General features: G+C 69.0%; 17 protein-coding genes. 5 read left to right on the top strand and 12 right to left on the bottom strand.

Going from position 1 to position 15,706, the window contains the following annotated elements; all coding sequences use genetic code 11:
* The first annotated feature begins 112 nt into the window (after positions 1-112).
* Positions 113-709, top strand: coding sequence for a DedA family protein (locus QNI14_RS11150; protein WP_283716654.1), 597 nt, complete (start codon positions 113-115; stop codon positions 707-709).
* Here QNI14_RS11150 and QNI14_RS11145 read toward each other — a convergent pair.
* Both QNI14_RS11145 and QNI14_RS11140 read right to left on the bottom strand, forming a co-directional pair.
* On the bottom strand, positions 696-1,340 hold the full coding sequence (locus QNI14_RS11145) for an FMN reductase (RefSeq protein ID WP_283716653.1): 645 nt from the start codon (positions 1,338-1,340) through the stop codon (positions 696-698). The genes QNI14_RS11150 and QNI14_RS11145 overlap by 14 nt on opposite strands.
* On the bottom strand, positions 1,337-2,566 hold the full coding sequence (locus QNI14_RS11140) for an LLM class flavin-dependent oxidoreductase (protein WP_283716652.1): 1,230 nt from the start codon (positions 2,564-2,566) through the stop codon (positions 1,337-1,339). Before QNI14_RS11140 ends, QNI14_RS11145 begins: the two co-directional genes overlap by 4 nt.
* Before the next feature lie 104 nt (positions 2,567-2,670).
* Here QNI14_RS11140 and QNI14_RS11135 point away from each other — a divergent pair, with 104 nt between their 5' ends.
* On the top strand, positions 2,671-3,816 hold the full coding sequence (locus tag QNI14_RS11135; protein WP_283716651.1) for an acyltransferase family protein: 1,146 nt from the start codon (positions 2,671-2,673) through the stop codon (positions 3,814-3,816).
* Between the two features lie 3 nt (positions 3,817-3,819).
* Here QNI14_RS11135 and ald read toward each other — a convergent pair whose 3' ends face one another.
* Positions 3,820-4,911, bottom strand: a complete 1,092-nt coding sequence (ald, locus tag QNI14_RS11130) for an alanine dehydrogenase (RefSeq protein WP_283716650.1) — start codon at positions 4,909-4,911, stop codon at positions 3,820-3,822.
* A gap of 132 nt (positions 4,912-5,043) precedes the next feature.
* Here ald and QNI14_RS11125 point away from each other — a divergent pair, with 132 nt between their 5' ends.
* Together QNI14_RS11125 and QNI14_RS11120 are read left to right on the top strand one after the other, a co-directional pair.
* Entirely contained in the window at positions 5,044-5,550 is a 507-nt protein-coding gene (locus tag QNI14_RS11125) for an Lrp/AsnC family transcriptional regulator (RefSeq protein WP_283716649.1), read from the top strand.
* Between the two features lie 89 nt (positions 5,551-5,639).
* The gene (locus QNI14_RS11120) at positions 5,640-6,650 is read left to right on the top strand and encodes an isopenicillin N synthase family dioxygenase (protein WP_283716648.1); all 1,011 of its coding nucleotides are present in this window, start codon (positions 5,640-5,642) and stop codon (positions 6,648-6,650) included.
* An 87-nt stretch (positions 6,651-6,737) separates the two neighbouring features.
* On the opposite strand, the gene rpsO is transcribed toward QNI14_RS11120, so the two are convergent.
* The 5 genes from rpsO to QNI14_RS11095 all read right to left on the bottom strand — a co-directional run bounded on the left by rpsO (position 6,738) and on the right by QNI14_RS11095 (position 11,131).
* Positions 6,738-7,007 carry a 30S ribosomal protein S15 gene (gene rpsO / locus QNI14_RS11115; RefSeq protein WP_018187174.1) on the bottom strand — a complete coding sequence of 90 codons (270 nt, stop codon included), beginning with the start codon at positions 7,005-7,007 and terminating at the stop codon, positions 6,738-6,740.
* A gap of 147 nt (positions 7,008-7,154) precedes the next feature.
* Positions 7,155-8,678 (bottom strand): M15 family metallopeptidase, encoded by a 1,524-nt coding sequence (locus QNI14_RS11110; protein ID WP_283716647.1) that lies wholly within the window; start codon positions 8,676-8,678, stop codon positions 7,155-7,157.
* A gap of 68 nt (positions 8,679-8,746) precedes the next feature.
* Entirely contained in the window at positions 8,747-9,115 is a 369-nt protein-coding gene (locus QNI14_RS11105) for an FKBP-type peptidyl-prolyl cis-trans isomerase (protein WP_283716646.1), read from the bottom strand.
* Positions 9,116-9,156: 41 nt separating this feature from the next.
* Positions 9,157-9,717 (bottom strand): YceI family protein, encoded by a 561-nt coding sequence (locus QNI14_RS11100; protein ID WP_283716645.1) that lies wholly within the window; start codon positions 9,715-9,717, stop codon positions 9,157-9,159.
* A 256-nt stretch (positions 9,718-9,973) separates the two neighbouring features.
* Positions 9,974-11,131 carry a PrsW family intramembrane metalloprotease gene (locus QNI14_RS11095; RefSeq protein WP_430539270.1) on the bottom strand — a complete coding sequence of 386 codons (1,158 nt, stop codon included), beginning with the start codon at positions 11,129-11,131 and terminating at the stop codon, positions 9,974-9,976.
* A gap of 104 nt (positions 11,132-11,235) precedes the next feature.
* On the opposite strand from QNI14_RS11095, the gene QNI14_RS11090 reads away from it, so the two are divergent.
* Positions 11,236-12,102: a fumarylacetoacetate hydrolase family protein gene (locus QNI14_RS11090; RefSeq protein ID WP_283716643.1), complete on the top strand. Its 867-nt coding sequence runs from the start codon at positions 11,236-11,238 to the stop codon at positions 12,100-12,102.
* 58 nt (positions 12,103-12,160) lie between these two features.
* Here QNI14_RS11090 and QNI14_RS11085 read toward each other — a convergent pair whose 3' ends face one another.
* The 4 genes from QNI14_RS11085 to QNI14_RS11070 all read right to left on the bottom strand — a co-directional run bounded on the left by QNI14_RS11085 (position 12,161) and on the right by QNI14_RS11070 (position 15,701).
* Positions 12,161-12,616, bottom strand: a complete 456-nt coding sequence (locus QNI14_RS11085) for a DUF4190 domain-containing protein (RefSeq protein WP_283716642.1) — start codon at positions 12,614-12,616, stop codon at positions 12,161-12,163.
* 78 nt (positions 12,617-12,694) lie between these two features.
* Positions 12,695-14,152 (bottom strand): aspartate ammonia-lyase, encoded by a 1,458-nt coding sequence (locus QNI14_RS11080; protein WP_283716641.1) that lies wholly within the window; start codon positions 14,150-14,152, stop codon positions 12,695-12,697.
* Between the two features lie 128 nt (positions 14,153-14,280).
* Positions 14,281-15,279 (bottom strand): aldo/keto reductase, encoded by a 999-nt coding sequence (locus QNI14_RS11075; RefSeq protein ID WP_283716640.1) that lies wholly within the window; start codon positions 15,277-15,279, stop codon positions 14,281-14,283.
* Positions 15,276-15,701 carry a MerR family transcriptional regulator gene (locus tag QNI14_RS11070; RefSeq protein ID WP_283716639.1) on the bottom strand — a complete coding sequence of 142 codons (426 nt, stop codon included), beginning with the start codon at positions 15,699-15,701 and terminating at the stop codon, positions 15,276-15,278. The genes QNI14_RS11075 and QNI14_RS11070 overlap by 4 nt, the downstream gene beginning before the upstream one ends.
* Positions 15,702-15,706: the final 5 nt, after the last annotated feature.

The following is a 15,706-nucleotide window of genomic DNA, read 5'->3' as shown; positions in this document are numbered from 1 at the left end:
CTCCCCCGACCGGTCACCGGCGCGTCGTCGACCCTTCTCCGGGCAAGCCGAGACGCTCATTCGAGCAGCGCCCGTTCGCCCTGCGTTCACCCGGTCGCGCTACCTCTGGAGCGTGGTCGCGGATCTGCTCACCGGGGTGCTGGACGGGCCGTGGCTCCTGCCCGGACTGTTCGCCCTGGTGCTGCTCGACGCCCTCCTGGTCGTCGTCCCCGGAGAGATCGCCGTGAGCGCGGCCGGTGCCCTCGCGGCATCCGTCGGCTCACCACCCCTGCTCGCGGTGATCGCGGTCGCGGCGGCCGCGGCGTTCTGCGGCGATCTGGGCTGTTACCTGCTCGGCCGTGCGGTCGGCCTCGGTCGGTGGCGGTGGATGCGGCACCGCCGCGTGGTCGCCGCACTCGAGTGGGCGGGCGCACGGCTCGACCGAGGGGCCGCGACCGTCGTCTTCACGGCTCGGTTCATCCCGTTCGCGAGACTCGCGGTGAACCTCACCGCCGGCGCGACGCGCGTGCCGGCGGTGAGGTATCTGAGTGTCGTGGCCGTGGCCGGGCTGCTCTGGGCCTGCTACCAGGCGGTCGTGGGCGCCGCGATCGGCGCCCTGCTTCCCGGTGACCCGATCCTCGCGATCGTGTTGTCGATCGTCACCGCACTGCTCCTCGGCGTCGCGATCGACGTCGTGGTCGCGCGCCGCCGCAGGGTCACTCCCCGCTGAGCCCGCCCAGCAGGTGGCCGAAAGATCCGCCCTTGCCGAGGTAGGCCTCGGGGTCGAACGGGTCGAGACCGGATGCCACGGGTCGACGGTCGATCGCGTCGGCGAGCTCGCGCGCGGCGCGGTCGATGCGCGCGCTGAGCGGCTTCACGTCGTCGGCGCGGGCGCCCCAGTCCGACGACGCCGCGAAGACGCCGGTCGGCACGGGCTCAGCACGCAGGTAGGTGAAGAGCGGGCGGATCGCGTAGTCGATGGCGAGGGAGTGCCGCGCCGTCCCCGCGTTGGCGCCGATCAGCACCGGCATCCCGTGGAGTGCGTCCGGATCGATCACGTCGATGAACGACTTGAACAGCCCGGAGTAGCTCGTCGAGAAGATCGGCGTCACGACGATGAGCGCGTCGGCCGAGACGACCGCGCTGAGCATGGTCTCGAGCGCGGGCGGCGCGAAGCCGGTGAGCAGGTTGTTCGTGATGTCATGTGCGTACTCGCGGAGTTCGAACGCGTCGACGGATGCCACCACGTCGCGCCCCGCGAGGTCGGCGACCGTCGCCGCGGCGAGCTTGTCGGCGAGCATCCTCGTGGAGGACGGGTTCGACAGCCCCGCCGAGACGACGGCGATGCGCCGGGCGGTCATCGTGCACCACCCAGACCGAAGCTCGCGCCGGCGGCTGCGGGCGTGTCCTGGTACGGGCTCGGGCCAGAGAGGTTGTCGCCACGGTTGGCGCGGGGCCGGGCATCGCGGACGGGGCCGTCACCGTAGGTGGCAGCGACGCGCGCGGCGTGGTTCGGAGCGTCCGGGACGTTCGCGGGGCGACGCTCGGCGAGCTCCTTGCGGAGCACCGGCACGACCTCGCCGCCGAGGAAGTCGAGCTGCTCGAGCACCATCTTCAGCGGGAGCCCCGCATGGTCGACGAGGAACAGCTGACGCTGGAAGTCGCCGAAGAGGTCGCGCATGCCCGCGTAACGGTCGATGACCTGCTGCGGCGAGCCGACGGTGAGGGGCGTCATCTCGGCGAAGTCCTCCATCGACGGACCATGCCCGTAGACGGGCGCGTTGTCGAAGTAGGGGCGGAACTGCGAGACGGCGTCCTGCGAGTTCTTCGCCATGAACGTCTGCCCGCCGATGCCGACGATCGCCGTCTCGGGCGCGCCGTGCCCGTAGTGCTCCCAGCGCTGACGGTAGAGGCCGATGAGGCGCTGGTAGTGCTCGGCGGGCCAGAAGATGTTGTTCGCGAAGAAGCCATCACCGTAGTACGCGGCCTGCTCGGCGATCTCGGGCGTGCGGATCGAGCCGTGCCACACGAACGGCGGCACACCGTCGAGGGGACGCGGAGTCGAGGTGAAGCCCTGCAGCGACGTGCGGAACTTGCCCTCCCAGTCCACGACGTCCTCGCGCCACAGTTTGTGGAGCAGGGCGTAGTTCTCGATGGCGAGCGGAACGCCCTGACGGATGTCCTGCCCGAACCACGGGTAGACGGGGCCGGTGTTGCCGCGCCCGAGCATGAGGTCCATGCGCCCGCCGGAGAGGTGCTGCAGCATCGCGTAGTCCTCGGCGATCTTCACCGGGTCGTTCGTGGTGATGAGCGTCGTCGACGTCGAGAGGATGAGCTTCTCGGTCTGGGCGGCGATGTACGCGAGCGTCGTCGTGGGAGAGGACGACCAGAACGGCGGGTTGTGGTGCTCACCGATGGCGAAGACGTCGAGTCCGACCTCTTCGGCGTGCTTCGCGATCTCGACCGTCGCGGCGATGCGCTCCCGCTCGCTCGGTGTCTGTCCCGTGGTCGGGTCCTGGGTGATGTCACTGACGGTGAAGATGCCGAACTGGACGGCGGGACCGGTGGTGGGGGTCGTGTCGCTCACGATGTGCTCGCTTTCCGGACGGATCACGTCCGATTACATGCAACTGAATGTACCTGCTCCAACGCGATCGTATCCACAGTATTCCCGCCGGTACGCTGGCCCCGATGAGCACCGCGGCCCCCGCTTCCCCGCGCCGGCGCGTCCCGATCTGGGACAACGCCCGCGCGGCCTGCATCCTGCTCGTGGTCCTCGGCCACGCGATCCAGCGCCTGACGTACGACTCCGACATCGCACTCGGGCTGTACTTCCTGATCTACGCGTTCCACATGCCGGCGTTCGCGATCATCTCGGGCTACTTCTCCAAGTCCGATCCGCCGAACCGTCGACAGATGACCCGGGTTCTCACCGACATCGTGCTGCCGTACGTCATCTTCGAGGCGCTGTGGACGGCGACGAAGTTCCTCGTCGAGGGGCAGGCGAACCCCAACATCACTCAGCCGTCGTGGACCCTCTGGTTCCTGCTCGCGCTCGCGATCTTCCGCCTCGTCCTGCCGTATCTGTCACTGCTGCGATGGCCACTGGCATGGACCGTCGTGATCTCGCTCACCGTCGGGTACCTCCCGAACGTCGATTCGACGCTGTCGCTCTCCCGCACGCTGGGCCTCCTGCCGTTCTTCACGCTCGGCTGGTGGCTCAGCCACCACAAGATCCTCGAGCGCCGCAACATCCTCCACCGGCGCCGCGTGTCGGTGCGGGTCGCGGCCGCAGCGGTGTTCGTCGTCGCCGGCTTCTGTGCCTGGTTCTTCGTCGACGAGCTCGAGGCGATGAACCTGCGGCAGTGGCTGTTCTACGACGAGAACTACGCCTCGATCGGCGGCACCGAGTGGTGGGCAGGCGGCGTGAGACTGCTGCTCATGGTCGTCGCGCTGGTGCTGAGCGTCGCGTTCGTCGCGCTCATCCCGCGCGGTCAGTATCGCTGGACCTCCATCGGCACGTACACGATGTACATCTACCTGCTGCACTCGTTCGTACTCTATCCGTTCCGTGAGTCGGGTGTGCTCCGCGGGCTCGAGCCGACCTGGCTCTTCCTGCCGCTCGTGCTCGTGCTCTCGGTCGTGGTCACCGTCGCACTCGCTTCGCCGCTCGTCCGGCGGGTGTTCCGCCCGCTCGTCGAACCACGCCCCGGCTGGTTGTTCGCAGATCCGTCGTTGACGCGCCGCGACGACCGCCGCAGCGACCCGACGGGATCGCGCCGCCCGCAGGGTGGACCGAAGCCACCGAAGGCGACAGACGCGACGCCGAGCGCCTGAGGCCTACGGCGCGAACGGCAGCCCGAACGCGGCGGCGACGCCCTCGTTGGTGACGCGGCCGGCAGCCGTGTTGAGGCCCCTGGCGAGCGCGGGGTCCGCGGCGGCCGCGGCATCCCATCCGTTGTCGGCGAGCGCGACGACGTACGGGAGCGTCGCGTTGGTCAGCGCGCGCGTCGACGTCTCCGGCACCGCGCCGGGCATGTTCGCGACGCAGTAGTAGACGGTGTCGTGGACCGCGAACGTGGGCGCATCGTGCGTCGTGGGGCGCGATCCCTCGAAGCAGCCACCCTGGTCGATCGCGATGTCAACGAGCACCGCGCCCTGCTTCATTCCGGCGACCATGTCGAGCGTGACGAGCTTCGGCGCCGCCGCACCCGGGATCAGCACCGAGCCGATGACGAGATCGGCGGATGCCACCTGCTCGGCGATGTCGTATCGGCTCGAGATCCGCGTGTGCAGCCCCGGGTAGCGCTTCTCGAGCTCGCGCAGGCGCGGAATGGAGATGTCGATGACGGTGACGTCGGCCCCGAGTCCGAGGGCGTTCGCGGCCGCGTGCTCACCGGCGACGCCACCGCCGATGACGACGACCTTCGCCTTCGGCGTACCGGGCACACCGCCGAGCAGCATCCCTCGGCCACCCGCGGGACTCATCAGGGTGTGCGCGCCCACCGCGATCGAGATTCGACCGGCGACCTCGCTCATCGGCGAGAGCAGCGGCAGGCTGCGGTCGGCGAGCTGCACGGTCTCGTACGCAACGCCGGTGGTCCCCGATGCGAGCAGTGCATCGGTGAGCGGCCGGTCGGCCGCGAGGTGCAGGTACGCGAAGAGCGTCAGGTCTGGGCGGAGGTAGCCGTACTCGGCGGCGATGGGTTCCTTGACTTTCACGAGCAGGTCTGCCGCCCACGCATCTTCAGCCGTGGGGACGATCGTCGCGCCGGCGTCGGCGAACGCGGCATCCGGCAGCCGCGAGCCCGCGCCGGCACCGGACTCGACCAGCACCACGTGGCCCCGCGCGACGAGCGCATCGACGCCCGCCGGGGTGATGGCGACGCGGTTCTCGTTGTTCTTGATCTCGGTGGGGACGCCGATGCGCATGGCGGGCTCTTCTCTGTCGGACGGAAGGGTCGCAGGTCTTGCCGGAATCCTCCCGCGCATTCGTTTCAGACGTGTGAAGTCCGATGATCCTTCGGACACTGCCGCCCGTGGCGGCTGCGATACCATCCGTTCATGCCCGCATCCGCTCCACAGCCGAAGAATCTTCGACAGACGTCCGACCTGGACGAGCTCGACACCGCCATCGTCGACGCGCTCGCGCGTGATGGACGCCTGACCAACGCGGAGCTCGCCGCGCGGATCGGGGTCGCCCCGTCGACCGCGCACACCCGCATGCGATCGCTCGTCGACCGCGGCGTGATCACGGGGTTCCACGCGAGCGTCGATCAGCGGGTCGTCGGCGCAGGGCTCCAGGCGATGGTCCACGTGACCCTGCGGCCCGGCTCCCGACAGGAGAGCATCGTCGCGTTCGCGCAGGAGGTGCGCGAGCTCCCCCAGGTCATCCAGATGTTCTTCCTCGGCGGCTCGGACGACTTCCTCATCCACATCGCTGTCGGCGGCTCGAGCGACGTCCGCGACTTCGTCGTCGAGCACCTCTCGGCGCAGGGAAGCGTCGCGAACACCCGGACGAGCATCATCTTCGACTATCACCGTAATCGGGTCGCGGCAGCGTTCCATTGATCCGTCGATCGAACCCGACAGAGCGGATGCCGCGGTAACGGGCGGCAACAATCGCCGAGCAGGCGCCCGGGCGTGCCTATCCTCGGTGCATGTCCGAGCCTTCTCTCCCCGTTCTCGATCTGTCGCTGCTCGATCAGGGCCCCGACGCCGCCGAACGCTTCCGCGCCGACCTGCGCGCCGCGACCCACGAGGTGGGCTTCTTCTACCTGACCGGAACCGGGGTCTCTCCCGAGCTGGAATCCCGGCTGCACCGTGCCGCGCGCGCGTTCTTCGAGCTGTCCGACGAGGCGAAGCTCGAGATCGAGAACATCAAGAGCCCGCACTTCCGCGGGTACACGAGGATCGGCGGTGAGCGCACGCAGGGCAAGGTCGACTGGCGCGAGCAGATCGACATCGGTCCGGAACGCCCGGCGGTCACCACTGCAGATGCGCCCGACTACGCCGTGCTCGTCGGCCCGAACCTGTGGCCGTCCGCCCAGCCGGAGCTCCGGCCCCTCGCCGAGGAATGGGTCGCGAAGCTGTCGGAGATCTCTCGAAAGCTCCTCCGCGCGTGGGCCGAGGCGCTCGGTGCCCCGTCCACGTACTTCGAAGACCACTTCGGCGAAGCCCAGACGCTCCTGAAGATCGTCCGGTACCCGGGTTCGCACGAGCCCGAGCCGCAGCAGGGCGTCGGCGCGCACAAGGACGCCGGCGTGCTGACGCTGCTCTGGGTCGAGCCAGGCAAGGGCGGCCTGCAGGTCGAGCGCGACGGCGCGTGGGTCGACGCGCCTGCGGTGCCGGGCGCGTTCGTCGTGAACATCGGCGAGCTCCTCGAGCACGCGACGGGCGGCTACTTGACCGCGACGCACCACCGCGTCGTGTCACCGCGCGCCCCGCACGACCGCATCTCCGTGCCGTTTTTCTTCAATCCTTCACTCGACGCCGCACTGCCGCGGATCGACCTCCCGGCCGATCTCGCCGCGAAGGCGCGGGGCGTGACGCAGGACCCGCGGAACCCGATCCACGGGCTGCACGGCGACAACGCGCTGAAGTCGCGCCTGCGCGCGCACCCCGACGTCGCCGAGATCTGGCACGCCGACCTCGTCGCCGCGCGCAGCTGACCCGCGCCGGGAACGACGAAGGCCGCCCCACACCTGGGGCGGCCTTCTCAAGAATGTTCTGCGCGATTGAACGCTGGCAGTCGATGCTTATCGACGGAGACCGAGGCGCTCGATGAGCGAGCGGTACCGGTTGATGTCGACGTCCTGGAGGTAACCCAGGAGACGGCGGCGCTGACCGACGAGCAGGAACAGCCCACGACGCGAGTGGTGGTCGTGCTTGTGCTCCTTGAGGTGCTCGGTGAGATCCTTGATGCGCTGCGTCAGCATCGCGACCTGCACCTCGGGGGATCCGGTGTCACCGGGGTGCGTCGCGTACTCTTCGATGATCGCCTTCTTGACGTCTGCTTCCAGTGCCATAGGTGATCCCCTTCCTCTTCGTTGCGCGGCGCCCGACGCCTGATGCGTGGGCTCTCTTTCTCCGCGGCCGATCGAACGGCAACCACAAGAGTCTACCAGCCTCGTGGCCGGTGACACACCGCGCCGCATCCGGTGGCGTGATCCGGGTCAGCGGTACTTCGACGGGACGCCGAGATACTCGTCGAGCGTGAGCCCCGTCTTCTTCAGGTGCGTGGCGACCTCGACCCCGACGTGGCGCAGATGCCACGGTTCGTACGCGTAGCCGGTCACGGCGGTCTTGCCCTTCGGGTAGCGCACGATGAAGCCGTAACGGTGGCCGTACCGCGCGACCCACCGGCCGGCCTTCGTGTCGCCCCACGCCTGCGAGATCGAGTTGACGTCGATGGCGAGCCCGGTCTGGTGCTCGCTGTGCCCTGGACGGGCGGCGCGCAGCTGCGCCATCTCGTAGCCGTACTGCCGGATCTTCGCCGGGTAGATCGCCGCCTGCGACGCGTACGACCGGAAGCCCGAGATGATCGTGAGCGAGACCCCGTCGTCACGGGCGTCGGCGCGCATCTTGGCGAACGCCTTCGTGAGTTCGGGGCGGAGTCCATTGCCGTAGCTCGACGGCACCGGGATGGACTTGTTCACGATGAGGATGTCGCGGATGTACATCGGCTTCGACAGCGAGTGCGATCGGAGGGCGGGCGATCCGGCCGCCCGCCATTGCGACCAGGTGACCGGCGTGAGCGTGCCCGACACCCGGTGATAGATCGTCCGCCCGATGGAGAGACGCACGAAGGCGTCACCGGGAATGCGGTACCGCACGGTCGTCTTCGGGCGCCCGGCGGCCGCATAGTTCGCGCTCGTCAGTCGACCGACCTGATCGATCGATCGGTCGCCTGGCGCGTGCGGCCAGGTGATCAACGCGTGCACGGTGCTCGACCACGGCGTCCGCGCGTACACGGTCGGCGCGATCGCCACCTGCGGGTTCCCGCGCGCTGCGCGCGTCTTGGCGCTCACCTGGTAGCGGCTGCCATCCGGACGGACGAAGTAGACGCGTGTCGACCAGGCTGCGCGGTAGTAGCCGCCCTGGAGGACCTGCTCGGCGCTCGGCGATCCGGCCAGCCGGCGCTCCTGCGAGGTCATGAGATGGTTCGCACCGTCGGGTGTGCGTGCGTGGAGGTCGCGAGGACCCGATGCGTACTGGACGTACCGGGTCGACGGGACGTGCCCGACGACCGCGCCGCGCGGCGATCCCGCTGAGCGGAACGCGGTCGGGGTGAGGTGCGCGACGGTGTCGACGGCGGTGTCGTCGTCGGCGTGCGGCCATGTGAGGAGCGCGTATACGGAGGACGACCATGACGTCCGGACATAGCGGACGGGCGCGACCGTCACGGGCGGGCGCCCCAGGTCGGCCCACTCCGCCCGGGTGAGCCTACGCACGGTGCCGTCGCGCCGGGACTCGTAGATCGTCTTGGTCGAGGTCCAGGGCGTGCGGTAGTACCCATAGATCGGGTCGGTCTCCGGTGATTCGGCGCCCGAGGTGGGTTCCGGGCTCGGCTCGGCGTTCACCGACGACGCGACGGATACCGGCTCGGCCGAGGCCGGACCCGCGAGCAGCGAACCCGCCAGCGCGCCGATCACCGCCCCGACGACGACCAGCCATCCAGAACCATTCCAGCGCACCATCAGACTCCCCCATACGTGCGACGACCCGGCCAGTGTAAACCGGCCGGGTCGTCGATGGATGGTGCGGGTCAGCCCACGTTCAGCAGGTCGATGATGAAGATGAGCGTCTTTCCGCCCAGGAAGTGCCCGCCCGCCGGGCCGTAGGCGAGGTGCGGTGGGATGACCAGCTCGCGGCGCCCGCCGACCTTCATGCCGGGAATGCCGTCCTGCCACCCCTGGATGAGGCCACGGAGCGGGAACTGGATGCTCTCGCCGCGGTTCCAGGACGAATCGAACTCCTCGCCGGAGACGTACTCGACACCGACGTAGTGCACGGTGACGTTGTCGCCGGGCTTCGCCTCGGTCCCCTCGCCCTCGATGAGGTCGCGGATGACGAGGTCGGTGGGAGCGGGATCGAGCGGGGCGTCGATCTCGGGCTTGGTGCGGTCTGCAGTCATGACTCCATCCAAGCCGAGCGGGCGTGGCCGGTCAACGCGGGTCAGGCCTGGACCGAGCCCTGGAGGTCGAGCTCGATCGTGACGTCCTTGCCGACGAGCACGCCGCCGGTCTCGAGCGCGGCGTTCCAGGTAAGACCGAACGCCTCGCGGTCGATGACGGTCTTCGCGGTCGCGCCCGCCTTGTAGTTCCCCCACGGGTCGGTGCCGAAGCCACCGAAGTCGACGTCGAAGGTGACGGGCTTCGTGACGTCCTTGATGGTGAGGTCGCCGTCGACGAGGAAGTCACCACCCTCGAAACGCACGCCCGTCGAGACGAACGTGATCGACGGGTAGGTCTCGACGTCGAAGAAGTCGGCACTGCGGAGGTGACCGTCGCGACCCTCGTCCTTCGTGTCGAGCGAGGCCGCGTCGACCTTGGCGGTGAGGGTGGCCTCGAGCGGGTTCTCGGGGGCGGTGAGGGTCGCTTCCTTGATGTTGAAGTGGCCGCGGACCTTGGAGATCATCATGTGGCGGACGCTGAAGCCCACCTCGCTGTGTGCGGCGTCGAGCACCCAAGTGCCTGCCTTGTAGCCGGGGATGTCGAGTGCGGTGGCGTCGGTCATGGTCGTCCTTCGTTCAGGGGCGTCCGGCAGTCGCCGGCGTTCGGTGGTGTGAACCACGTGGCATCCAAATCTATTTCCATGAATGGAAAGTGTCTTCGTCGAGGTCACCGCGACCGCCGCTCCGGAGGGGGTCTTGACACTCCCCCGACACGGCGGGAAGATGGCAACAGATCAACTCAGCGCCCGGGAAGACTCGCAGGCATCGCCGCGGCACCGGGCGCTGAGTCCTTTCTGGGCGAGGCGTCCGCAGTTCGACTCACGCCGTCAGCAGCTCTCGTCGAGCCGCTGTCGCACGCTCGAGGTACACCCGTTCGTCCCCCGCGGCGCGCGGATCACGACCGGTCACCACTCGTTGCCTCGCCGCCGCGAGCGCGGTCGCCTCGACGATGAATCGGCGCATGACACCGGATCTGTCACCCGGAAGGCCCCGCGCCCAGGCGATCGCCTGCGAGCGTCCGGCCCGTGTCGCCAGCAACTCGACCTCGGCGGTCGAGAACCACCCGGCCGCGGCATACTCGCCCAACCGGGCACGGGTGAGACGAGCCTCCTCCCTGCGGAGCAGCACGATTCCGACGATGAACAGGATGAACAGCGGAACCTGCAGCGTCACGTACAGCGCGAAGAAGTCGGCGAACGCCGCCGAGCCGTTCCACAGCGCGTGCAACGCGATGCCGGCGACGAGCCCTCCGAACCAGGGTCCAAGCGCGGCGGCCGGTGATGCGCCCGCGCGGGCCGCGAGGCCGAGTGCGTACCCGATGACGGCCGTGAACATCACATGCGCGAACGGCGACAGGATGCCGCGCAGGAAGAAGGTGGTCGCCGCGTCGGCGGCACCGCCGACGAGCAGGCTGTCGGCGAAATAGAGGATGTTCTCGGTGAACGCGAACCCCGCGCCCACGAGCGCTCCGTAAACGACGCCGTCGACCGGGCCGTCGAACGCGCGACGGGCCGTCGCGAAGATGAGGAAAACGCCGGCCCCCTTTCCGATCTCCTCGACGATCGGCGCCTGCACGACGGAAGACAGCCCGTCCGGCAGCGACCCCACCGTCAGCACGACGACCAGATCGAACAGGAGCGCGAAGCACACTGCCGCGACTGCGCCCCACGCGATCGCGAACACGACCAGGCCGCGTGGTTCCGGTTCCCATCGGTCGATGACGCGGATCGCGAAAAGGACGACGGCGAGCGGTACCAGCGCGAGAACCGCCGCGATGACGGCAGCCTCCGCGCCCAAGAACGTCAGGAGGTAGGCCACGAGCCCGAGTGCCGCGACCCCGAGCATCGCCGCAACTGGCCACAGCACGAATCGACCACGCGAAGGGGCGGGCACCGGAAGCCGACGTGGGCCCGGTGCCGGGGGCGGCGCCGCCGGCGCGACGTGCGGTGGCTGCGCGAACGGCGACGGGAACGACATGCCGCTCAGCCTAGGGCGATCGATTCCCAGGACGACGGCATTGATGCCCAGTTCGACCGCGTCTCACCCGGAAGCGCCCGCGCCTCGGACGGTAGCCTTGCAGCATGCGTTTCGCCCACATTGTTCGTGACGGTGCCGACGATCCGCAGTTGGTGGTGGTCGAGGGTGACCGCGCCGCGATCGTCTCGGAGCTCTTCAACGGCGCCCCGGCGACGCTCCAGCGCCTCATCGACGGCGGCGACGACCTGCTCGACCGGGTCCGCACTGCGGCGGCCGGTGAGGTCGAGTGGCATCCGCTCGACGGCGCGACTTACGCCTCGGCGATCATCGGCAATCCGGTCACCATCGCGGTGGGCTTGAACTACGCCGCCCACTCCAGCGAGCTGGGGTTGAAGGCGGATGCCGCGCCGACGATCTTCACGCTGTGGCCGGGCTCGCTCTCGGGACACCGGAACACCACGACCTGGCCGCGCTCGCTCAGCCAGTCGGTCGACTACGAGGCGGAACTCGGCGTCATCGTCGGGCACGGCGCCCGCGACGTCGCGCTCGAGGACGGCCTCGCGCATGTCTGGGGCTACACGGTGGTCAACGACATCACGGCGCGCGACATCCAGTTCTCCGAGGCGCAGTGGTCGCGCTGCAAGTCGTTCGACGGCTTCACACCGACCGGTCCGTTCGTCGTGACGGCCGATGAGATCCCCGACCCGCAGGACCTGCACATCTGGGCCGTCGTCGACGGGCAGACGGTGCAGGATGCCTCGACCGAGCAGATGATCCACCCGGTCGCGAAGCTCGTCTCGTATCTCTCCCGCTCGGCCACACTGCTGCCCGGGACGCTCATCTCGACGGGGAGCCCGGGTGGCGCCGGCTACTCGCGCGACCCGCAGATCTTCCTCCGCGACCGCTCGACGGTGACCGTCGGGGTCGACGGGATCGGTGAACTCACGACGTTCTGCCGCATCACCGACTGAACCGAACGGAGAAGGCCCGGATGCAATCGCATCCGGGCCTTCTCCGTGGAACGTGGGGTCAGTACCCCGACTGCTCGAGCACTTCCTCGCAGGTCATGGTGACGCCCTGGTAGGTCACGGTGCCGGTCGGGTCCTCGAGGCACGCGTTGATCTGCGTGACCAGGTCGCCGCCGCCGACAGCCTGGAAGGCCACGACTGCGAGCACGATGATCACGATGGTGACCACGATCAAGACGATGCTGACGATGATCGCGGCGAGCGCGAAGCCGTTCTTCCGGCCCGCCTTCCGGCTCTGGACCATCGCGACGATACCCAGGATGAGACCGATGATCTGCGTGCCGGGAACGATCGCCAGGATGAGCGCGACGATGCCGAGCGTCTTGCCGGGAGCCGGCGCGGCGGGTGCGGGCGCACCTGCCGAGTACTGCGGGGCGTTCGGGTAACCGGGCGCCTCGTACGCGGGCGGCGCCGCCGGGGGCGTGTGCTGCGGATTCGGCTGGTTCGGATCGGTCATGTCGCGTCCTTCTGGTCACGGATCGGCCTGGATACGCCCCGACGCTAGCGGCGTTCGGGGTCTGGAGACAAGGACCGATCAGTTTCCGTCGACATCCCCCGTGGTTGTGATAACGGGGATCGCCCGGGTCGCGACCTCGAGCCCCGACAGTCGCGCCGGCGACAGCTGCTTGTCGACGTCTTCGCGCGACATGAGGCCCGCCTCGACGACGAGATCGGCGACTCCGCGACCGGTGAGCAGCGCGGTCTTGGCGAGCGCCGCCGCCGCCGAGTACCCGATGAAGGGAGTGAGCGCGGTGATGACGCCGACCGAGGAGCCGACCATGGTGCCGAGTCGCTCGCGGTTCGCCGTGATGCCGTCGACGCAGTTCACGCGGAGGGTGCGCATGCCGCGCCGCATCCACACGATCGACTGGAAGATCGAGTGCGCGATCACCGGCTCGAACGCGTTGAGCTGCAGCTGGCCGCCCTCGACCGCCATCGTCACGGTCAAGTCGGCACCGGCGACGGCGAAGGCCACCTGGTTGACGACCTCGGGGATGACAGGGTTCACCTTGCCGGGCATGATGCTCGAGCCCGCCTGCCGGGGCGGCAGGTTGATCTCGCCGAATCCGGCCTGCGGCCCGCTCGAGAGCAGCCGAAGGTCGTTGCTGATCTTCGACAGCTTGATGGCGTTGCGCTTGAGCGACGATGAGAACGACATGAACGCGCCGGTGTCACTCGTCGACTCGACGAGGTCTTCGGCGGTCTCGAGGTCGAGGCCGCTGACCTCGCGCAGGTGACGCAGGACCGCCGGCGCGTAGTCGGGATGCGTCGTGATGCCGGTGCCGATCGCCGTCGCACCCATGTTGATCTCGTACAGGAGATACGCGTTCTCCTTGAGCCGGTGGTAGTCCTCGCCGAGCGTCGTCGCGAAGCCGTGGAACTCCTGGCCGAGGGTCATCGGCACGGCATCCTGCAGCTGCGTGCGACCGACCTTCAGGATGTCGTGGAACTCCTCGGCCTTGGCGAGGAAGGCGCGGCGCAGCAGGTCGAGCTCTTCGAGGAGGGTCAGCAGGTCGAGCCCGAGTCCCACCTTGATCGCCGTCGGGTAGACGTCGTTGGTCGACTGGCTGCGGTTGGTGTGGTCGATCGGCGAGAGGAAGGCGTAGTCGCCCTTCTCGCGGCCTGCCATCTCGAGCGCAACGTTGGTGATGACCTCGTTCGCGTTCATGTTCGTCGAGGTCCCGGCGCCGCCCTGGATGACGCCGACCACGAACTGGTCGTGGAACTCGCCGTCGATCACGCGCTGCGCGGCGCGGTCGATGAGGTCGGCCCGCTCGTGGTCAAGGACGCCGATCTCGCGATTCGCGCGGGCCGACGCCTGCTTGACCATCGCGAGGGCGACGACGAGGTCGCGGTAGACCGAGATCGGTCGCATGGAGATGGGGAAGTTCTCGAGGGCCCGCGCCGTGTGGATGCCCCAATAGGCATCGGCGGGGATCTCCATCGTTCCCAGGGAATCGGATTCGGTGCGCGTCGTTGCGTCCAGTGCCATGTGCGGTGTCCTTGTGGGTCACAGGGGCGGGTGGGGTGCCCTCGAGCCTACTCGCCGACCTCACGACGGACGCGGGGCCGCACGGCATGTCCAGCCGGGCGGCCCCGCGTGCGGTTTCCGCTCGCGCGTCAGCGGTTGAGGGGCGTCATGTCCGCGTACCGGTCGCCGACAGCCGGGACGATCGCGTCGAGCGCGGCGAGTTGGTCGGCGGTGAGTGCGACGGATGCCGCGCCGATGTTCTCCTCGACGCGTTCGATCCGCCGCGTGCCCGGGATCGGGGCGATGTCGTCGCCCTGCGCGAGCAGCCACGCGAGCGCCACCTGCGCGGGTGTGGCATCCGCTTCGGCAGCGATCCGCTCGATGACGGCGACGATGGCGAGGTTCACGTCGAGCGCCTCCCCCGCGAAGCGCGGGTTGGCCCGACGGAAGTCGCTCTCGGCGAGGCTGTCCACCGAGCGGATCGCGCCGGTGAGGAAGCCGCGGCCGAGCGGCGAGTACGGCACGAAGCCGATGCCGAGTTCGCGCAGCGCGGGCAGGAGTTCGGCCTCGGGGTCGCGGCTCCAGAGCGAGTACTCCGTCTGCACCGCGGTCACGGGGTGCACTGCATGTGCGCGACGGATCGTGGAGACGGCGGCCTCCGAGAGCCCGTAGCCGCGGATCTTGCCCTCGGCGATCAGCTCGGCGAGCGCGCCGGCCGTGTCCTCGACGGGCACGCCGGGGTCCATCCGGTGCTGGTAGTAGAGGTCGATGCGGTCGGTCTGCAGCCGCCGCAGCGACCCCTCGACCGACAGCCGGACGTTCGCGGGGCTGCCGTCGAGCCCGGGGACGTCACCGTCGGTCTGCCGGATCGTGCCGAACTTCGTGGCGATGACGGCTTCGTCGCGCCGCCCGGCAGCCGCGAGCGTGCGGCCGAGAAGCTCCTCGTTCGCGTACGGCCCGTAGATCTCGGCGGTGTCGAGGAACGTCACGCCGCGGTCGAGCGCGCCGAGGATGGTCGCAGCTCCCCCGGCGTCGTCTTCGCCGGCGCCGCTGTAGAAGGCGCTGATGCCCATGAGGCCGAGGCCGATACGGCTCACGTGGATGCCGCCGCTGCCGAGTTCGATGGTGTCGAGTGCGGTGGTGGTCATGACGAGATCTCCTTGTCGTAGATGTCGATCTTGTGGTCGATGGCGGCGAGGCTCTGAGTGACCTCATCGAGTCGCTGGAGGACGCTCTCGCGGTGCTCGACGAGCAGGGCTCGACGAGCTGCGACCGTGGTGTCGCCTTCTCGCGCGAGCTCCGTGTAGCGGCGCATGACGGCGATCGGCATGTCCGCCCAGCGCAGCCGGGTGAGGAAGCGGACCCAGCTGAGGTCGGCGTCGGTGTAACGACGGTGAGTCGAGGACGCCCGATCGACGGGCATCAGCATGAGGCCTTCGCGCTCGTAATAGCGCAGCGTGTGAGTGGAGACGCCGGTCGCGGCACTGGCCTGGGCGATCGAGAGGCCTCGGGAGGCGGCATCCGGAACCGTCGCGTCGGCGACAGGGTCGGAGGTGGGGGCGGTGGTCATGCCCT

The sequence above is a fragment of the Microbacterium dauci genome (assembly GCF_030065535.1).
Taxonomy (GTDB): Bacteria; Actinomycetota; Actinomycetes; order Actinomycetales; family Microbacteriaceae; genus Microbacterium; species Microbacterium dauci.
This window is presented reverse-complemented; position numbering and strand designations above follow the sequence as displayed.

What these genes read in the sequence shown, in the direction of transcription:
- QNI14_RS11145 (WP_283716653.1), bottom strand. Translation starts at nt 1,340, where the DNA reads ATGACCGCCCGGCGCATCGCCGTCGTCTCGGCGGGGCTGTCGAACCCG.
- ald (WP_283716650.1), bottom strand. Translation starts at nt 4,911, where the DNA reads ATGCGCATCGGCGTCCCCACCGAGATCAAGAACAACGAGAACCGCGTC.
- QNI14_RS11120 (WP_283716648.1), top strand. Translation starts at nt 5,640, where the DNA reads ATGTCCGAGCCTTCTCTCCCCGTTCTCGATCTGTCGCTGCTCGATCAG.
- QNI14_RS11085 (WP_283716642.1), bottom strand. Translation starts at nt 12,616, where the DNA reads ATGACCGATCCGAACCAGCCGAATCCGCAGCACACGCCCCCGGCGGCG.
- rpsO (WP_018187174.1), bottom strand. Translation starts at nt 7,007, where the DNA reads ATGGCACTGGAAGCAGACGTCAAGAAGGCGATCATCGAAGAGTACGCG.
- QNI14_RS11105 (WP_283716646.1), bottom strand. Translation starts at nt 9,115, where the DNA reads ATGACTGCAGACCGCACCAAGCCCGAGATCGACGCCCCGCTCGATCCC.
- QNI14_RS11075 (WP_283716640.1), bottom strand. Translation starts at nt 15,279, where the DNA reads ATGACCACCACCGCACTCGACACCATCGAACTCGGCAGCGGCGGCATC.
- QNI14_RS11080 (WP_283716641.1), bottom strand. Translation starts at nt 14,152, where the DNA reads ATGGCACTGGACGCAACGACGCGCACCGAATCCGATTCCCTGGGAACG.
- QNI14_RS11100 (WP_283716645.1), bottom strand. Translation starts at nt 9,717, where the DNA reads ATGACCGACGCCACCGCACTCGACATCCCCGGCTACAAGGCAGGCACT.
- QNI14_RS11070 (WP_283716639.1), bottom strand. Translation starts at nt 15,701, where the DNA reads ATGACCACCGCCCCCACCTCCGACCCTGTCGCCGACGCGACGGTTCCG.
- QNI14_RS11110 (WP_283716647.1), bottom strand. Translation starts at nt 8,678, where the DNA reads ATGGTGCGCTGGAATGGTTCTGGATGGCTGGTCGTCGTCGGGGCGGTG.
- QNI14_RS11090 (WP_283716643.1), top strand. Translation starts at nt 11,236, where the DNA reads ATGCGTTTCGCCCACATTGTTCGTGACGGTGCCGACGATCCGCAGTTG.
- QNI14_RS11125 (WP_283716649.1), top strand. Translation starts at nt 5,044, where the DNA reads ATGCCCGCATCCGCTCCACAGCCGAAGAATCTTCGACAGACGTCCGAC.
- QNI14_RS11135 (WP_283716651.1), top strand. Translation starts at nt 2,671, where the DNA reads ATGAGCACCGCGGCCCCCGCTTCCCCGCGCCGGCGCGTCCCGATCTGG.
- QNI14_RS11095 (WP_430539270.1), bottom strand. Translation starts at nt 11,131, where the DNA reads ATGTCGTTCCCGTCGCCGTTCGCGCAGCCACCGCACGTCGCGCCGGCG.